The sequence below is a fragment of the Zongyangia sp. genome, assembly GCF_965361945.1.
The window spans coordinates 1-5,349 of the sequence record NZ_CBDTOK010000089.1; the positions used below are offsets into that span (position 1 = coordinate 1).

Below are 5,349 nucleotides of genomic sequence, written 5' to 3' on the forward strand. Positions count from 1 at the left end.
ATGGGGGTCAAAGGGGCTGCCATCGCCACCGTCATCGGCCAGATTTTGGCCATGATCTACAGCACTTACATTTTGCAAACCAAGGACCACGCCGTCAAAATCAGTTTTAAAAGCTTTAAGTTCCAGTGGTCCATTGTGGCCGATATCTACAAGGTGGGCTTTCCCTCCATTGTCATGCAGTCCATCGCCTCCGTGCTCATTGTCGGCCTCAATGCCATTTTGACCGTTTTCTCCTCCACCGCAGTGGCGGTGCTGGGGGTCTATTATAAGCTCCAGTCCTTTGTCTTTATGCCGGTCTTCGGCCTCAACAACGGCATCATGCCCATTATGGGCTACAATTTCGGCGCCAAAAACCGCAAACGACTTTTGGACGCCACCAAAATCGGCCTGGTGATCGCTGTGGCCATCATGGCGGTGGGCACCTTGGTGTTTATGCTGATCCCCCAGGTACTGCTCATGTTCTTTAACGCCACCCCCCAGATGCTGGAAATCGGCGTCCCCGCCCTGCGGATCATCAGTATCTGCTTTGTCTTCGCCGCTTTGGGCATCGTCTTCTCTACCTTCTTCCAGGCCATTGGCAACGGCTTTGTCAGTTTGCTCATCTCCCTGCTGCGTCAGCTTATCGTCATTCTTCCCGTGGCCTATTTCCTTTCCCACTGGCTCAACAGTGCCGTAGGTGTCTGGTGGGCCTTCCCCATTGCGGAGCTTATTTCCTTCCTGGCCAGTTTGGGAATGTTCGCCTATATCTATGGGAAAAGAATCAAACAACTTCCCCGAGGTGCAGATTAAATTATGAGAATACGAAGAAAGCCCTGGGCTCGGCCGGAACTTTTCGCCTGCCCCTTTTGCATTAACGAAGAGGAAAAAGCTGCTGTAGCCGGCCACTGGCAGGAACAGTTTGCCCGTCCCCAGCCTCTGTGGCTGGAGCTGGGCTGTGGCAAAGGCCAGTTTATGGCCTCCCTAGCCTCCTCCCATCCTGAAATTAATTTTATCGCCATCGATATTAAAAGCGAGGTCCTGGTGCTGGCCAAGCGGAAGATTGAGGCCGCCTATGCCAAATGCCAGCTGCCCTTAGACAACATCCGCATCCTCTCCCAGGATATCGAGCGGATCTCTACCCTCCTTCTGCCGCAGGACCAGGTGGAGCGGATTTACATCAACTTCTGCAATCCCTGGAGCCAGAAGACCAAACACCGCAAGCGGAGGCTGACCCATCCCCGGCAGCTGGAGCAATACAAAACCTTTTTGGCCCCCGGCGGGGAAATCTGGTTTAAAACCGATGACGATTCCCTTTTTGCCGATTCTGTCCACTACTTTGAGGAGTGCGGGTTTTCCATCCGCTACCAGACCCTGGACCTGCATCACAGCGGCTTTGCGGGCAACATCCCCACCGAACACGAAGCCATGTTCTCTGAACAGGGGATTCCGATCAAGTTTCTCATTGCGGTAGCTTCCTAAGGCTTCGCGGTAGTGCTGACAGAGTTCCTTTTATCTAAAGCCATCGTTGGTACAAACAAAAAGAGACGGCTCAAAAAGCCGTCTCTTTTATCTTTTGTCTTCTTTTTTCTTTCGCATATACCGGTTGCAGAGGAGAGAGGAAACTAAGGATATGGCAATCATAGCCAGGAAGGAGAGCAAGAACCTGAGGGAAAAGGGATCGGTAATAGAACTGCCCATCATGGTAGCGGGAATCATAATCGGCGTGAGCCCTAAGATGGAGCCTATCGCATAACTGGGATAGCGGATACCGTAAGCGCCCAGGAACATGCTGACAATATCCCCTGGGAGGATACTGACCACCCGCAACAGATAGGAGACCAGGACGCCGTTTTGCATGGAGATTTCCTCCAGCCGCTTCGCCTTCTTAAAACGGCCCAGCAGGGTACTGACGGCTTCCTGGCCGCAGATCTTCCCCAGAAGATAGGGCAGCGTGGTGCAGACGGCGAGGCCCAGGAAATTGATGACAATGGCCCATGGGGTGGGAAATACCACGCCGGCCGCCAGATAGATGGCCACCAACGGAAAGATGACCGATACAGATTTCAGTGCGTAAATACCCATGAAAAAAAGAACAGCCAAAAGATAGTTGTCGGGAGAAAAATGGACCAGCTGTTCAAAGGATATATTTTTAAGATTGGCTCCAAAGAGGATCAAAGCGATAAGGATGGCCACAAAGGGCAGGAATCTCACATAGCGGAAAATGCGCATACGCATCTCCTGCTTCTTTTGCGGCCCGGTCAAGGGCGCCACGCTCCATCACCCGCTTTCAACCTTTTTCTTTTTATTGTAACACAGAAAGAATTCCTACGACAACCAAAAAAGTACCGAAATAGATACCGGCTTTCAGCGTTCGCTCCATTCCCAAGAGATCCATGGCCCAGCGGGGGCCAAATGGGAAGAGAATACCAAGTACACCGCAGACAATCAAGGCTGCGCCCCCAATAGAGAGGGAAAGGGCAGAGAAAAAAGCACAGGCCCACAGCCCAAGGGAGAGGATGATCATCAGCAGATACCAGCCTTTATATTTCCGGGATCGGGCCATATACGCCGCCGCTTCCTTCTTGCAGCTTTCACTGCAACAAAACCCGCCGCCGTTGTCCAACTGGAAGATGGGCGCTTCGCCGATCTCCTTGTGACAGTATAAACACCTAGGCATATGGTTCCTTCTCCTTTTGTTTCATTGCAATATGTATTATTATAACATCTCCTGTCAAAAAAAGTCTCACAAATCACCGCCGAATTTCTGAACCTTTTCTTAACCTTTCGTGACAAAATTCCCTTTTTTCCCTTGACAGGGCCCTTTATTTGTTCTATTGTAATTTTTGTGTGTATCCGGCTCTTTGCCATATTTCTCCGTGCTTTCATACGGTTTTAGGAGGTCTATTCTTTGAACAGCAGCATTAAAAAGCTGGCTTTTGCCGGCATATTCACCGCGTTGGCAGTGGTTTGCAGCGCCTTTTATATCCCCATCGGCGTCTCTAAATGTTTCCCCATCCAACATATGGTCAACGTCCTGGCCGGCGTTTTTCTCGGCCCTTGGTATTCCTGCGGTATGGCCTTTGTCACCTCTCTCATCCGGGTGCTCATGGGCACTGGCAGCATTCTGGCCTTTCCAGGCAGCATGATCGGCGCCCTGCTCTGCGGGCTGGTCTACCGGAAGACCAAAATGCTGATTCCCACGGTCATTGGGGAGGTATTCGGTACCGGTATCCTAGGAGCGCTTGCCGCCTATCCTCTCGCCACCTTCTTTCTCTCCCAGGAAGCCGCTGTTTTTGGCTTTGTCATCCCCTTTGGCGTCAGTTCTTTTGGCGGCGCGCTGATCTCCCTGGTCATCCTGCTGGTGTTGCAGCGCACCAGGGCCTTGGATCAGCTTCAGAAAAGTCTTTCTTCCCGATGACTTGCTAATTTTTGAAAAATCGGCCCGAAGCCTGGTTTTGTTTTTCTATATTGTCCACAAACATTGCCGATTTTTCATTTTTTCTGACTTTTTATGCAAAAATGATAACCATCCAGAAATTTTATGTGGAGTTTTGTTGAAATCCCGACGTTTTTCCGGTAGAATGTAAAGTAACCTTGCTGGGGCTTCTGTCCCAGCACTCCTGTCTTTGGTAGGAGGAAGGACGGGAGCACTATCAATAAAGAAGGGGTATTGTTATGTCACAGACACCGAAAAACCGGGGACAGTTTACATCTTCCCTAGGTTTTATCTTGGCTTCCGCCGGCTCAGCCATTGGCCTGGGGAATCTGTGGAAATTTCCCTATATCGCGGCCAATAGCGGCGGTGGGATTTTCCTCGTATTTTATATCTTATTTGTATTACTGCTGGGCGTGCCCATCATGATGGCGGAAATGTCCATCGGCCGCCGCACCCAGCTCAACGCCATCGGCGCTTACCGCAAGCTCAACAAAAAGTGGACTTTCGTGGGCGTTTTGGGAGTGCTTTGCGCCTTTGTCATCCTCTCCTACTACAGCGTAGTGGGCGGATGGGTTACCAAGTATATCGTTGCTTTTGCTTCCGGAGGCAATTTCGGCTCCGACCCCGCCGCTTATTTTAACAACTTTGTGGCCAGCCCGGTGGAACCGGTGGTCTGGCACCTGGTCTTTATGGCCTTCTGCGCTATCGTGGTGGTCATGGGGGTTGTCAAAGGCATCGAGAAGATGAGCAAGATTCTCCTCCCTGCCCTCTTTGTCATTGTGGTGGTGGTTGCCGTCCGTTCCGTCACCCTGCCCGGCGCCGGGGAAGGTCTAAAATTTCTCTTTGTCCCCGATTTTTCCGCGGTTTCTTCAATTGGCGACCTAGGCAATGCCATGGTACAGGCCATGGGCCAGGTTTTCTTCAGCCTCAGCCTGGGGATGGGCATCACCATCACCTATGGCAGCTATCTGAAAAAGGATACCAACATCGCCAAGGACACCGGCATTGTGGTGGGGCTGGACTCCCTTGCCGCTATTTTGTCTGGCTGCGCCATCCTGCCTGCCGTCTTTGCCCTGGGCTTTGAGCCCACCGCCGGCCCGGGCTTGATCTTTTCCATCTTGCCGGCTGTTTTTGCTGACATGCCCTTCGGCGCTTTCTTCGGATTTTTATTCTTCATCCTGGTCTTTATTGCCGCCGCCACCTCTGCCATTTCCCTGTTGGAGGTCGTCGCCGCCTACTTTATCGACAACTTCCACTGGAGCCGCAAAAAAGCCACTATTATTATGGCTTCCCTCATGGCTCTTCTCGGCGTCTTCGCCTCCCTTTCCATGGGGCCCCTCTCCAATGTCCTCATCGGCGGCATGAATCTCTTCGACGCTCTGAGCTTCTTTACCGATAAGCTGCTCATGCCCATCAGCGCCATGCTCATGTGCGTCTTTGTGGGCCATGTGTGGGGCACCGACGCTCTGATGCAGGAGCTGGTCATCGGCTCCCCCAGCGCTATCAAGCTGAAAAAGGTCCTGTCGGTGATCCTCAAATACATCGCTCCCATCCTCATCCTTGTGATCCTGATCACCGGATTGCTTCCGGCATAATGCCGTACGGTGCGCCGTAGGAGAAGCAGCTTCTCCCGCCTGCCCAGCGGCGCAGCCGAGCCGATAGTCCTGGAATGCATTTCCCGGAAGGAGGGAAAACATCATGTTATCGGAGCTGTCTATTATTAAAGATATCAGCCATATTGCCCATACCCTGAATCAAAGCACCTTAAGCCAACGGGAATATCTCCAAAACGGAGGGGCATATGGCCCGGACATTTTTCAAGAAGACTTTGGCAGTTTTGCAAACTTCTGTGAGCTAGCCGGTGTCAAATGTAAAAGGGACTAAAGTTATCATATAAAAAGGGAAGGCCTTGGTATTCAAGGCCTTCCCTTTTT

7 protein-coding genes are annotated in these 5,349 nt (G+C 51.7%); 5 read left to right on the top strand and 2 right to left on the bottom strand.

Going from position 1 to position 5,349, the window contains the following annotated elements:
- Both ACZ25G_RS05650 and trmB read left to right on the top strand, forming a co-directional pair.
- On the top strand, positions 1-789 hold a 789-nt coding region (locus ACZ25G_RS05650; protein ID WP_463681825.1), incomplete at its 5' end, for an MATE family efflux transporter.
- 3 nt (positions 790-792) lie between these two features.
- Positions 793-1,458 (top strand): tRNA (guanosine(46)-N7)-methyltransferase TrmB, encoded by a 666-nt coding sequence (gene trmB / locus ACZ25G_RS05655; RefSeq protein WP_463681826.1) that lies wholly within the window; start codon positions 793-795, stop codon positions 1,456-1,458.
- Positions 1,459-1,545: 87 nt separating this feature from the next.
- On the opposite strand, the gene ACZ25G_RS05660 is transcribed toward trmB, so the two are convergent.
- Positions 1,546-2,214: a TVP38/TMEM64 family protein gene (locus ACZ25G_RS05660; protein ID WP_463681827.1), complete on the bottom strand. Its 669-nt coding sequence runs from the start codon at positions 2,212-2,214 to the stop codon at positions 1,546-1,548.
- A 67-nt stretch (positions 2,215-2,281) separates the two neighbouring features.
- Positions 2,282-2,656 carry a hypothetical protein gene (locus ACZ25G_RS05665; RefSeq protein ID WP_463681828.1) on the bottom strand — a complete coding sequence of 125 codons (375 nt, stop codon included), beginning with the start codon at positions 2,654-2,656 and terminating at the stop codon, positions 2,282-2,284.
- A gap of 231 nt (positions 2,657-2,887) precedes the next feature.
- Here ACZ25G_RS05665 and thiW point away from each other — a divergent pair, with 231 nt between their 5' ends.
- The 3 genes from thiW (at position 2,888) to ACZ25G_RS05680 (ending at position 5,299) form a co-directional block, all read left to right on the top strand.
- A complete protein-coding gene (gene thiW / locus ACZ25G_RS05670) occupies positions 2,888-3,397 on the top strand; it encodes an energy coupling factor transporter S component ThiW (RefSeq protein WP_342680653.1) in 510 nt (169 codons plus the stop codon).
- Between the two features lie 257 nt (positions 3,398-3,654).
- Positions 3,655-5,010, top strand: a complete 1,356-nt coding sequence (locus ACZ25G_RS05675) for a sodium-dependent transporter (protein WP_463681829.1) — start codon at positions 3,655-3,657, stop codon at positions 5,008-5,010.
- A 103-nt stretch (positions 5,011-5,113) separates the two neighbouring features.
- Positions 5,114-5,299 (top strand): hypothetical protein, encoded by a 186-nt coding sequence (locus tag ACZ25G_RS05680; protein ID WP_191482310.1) that lies wholly within the window; start codon positions 5,114-5,116, stop codon positions 5,297-5,299.
- Positions 5,300-5,349 lie beyond the last annotated feature (50 nt).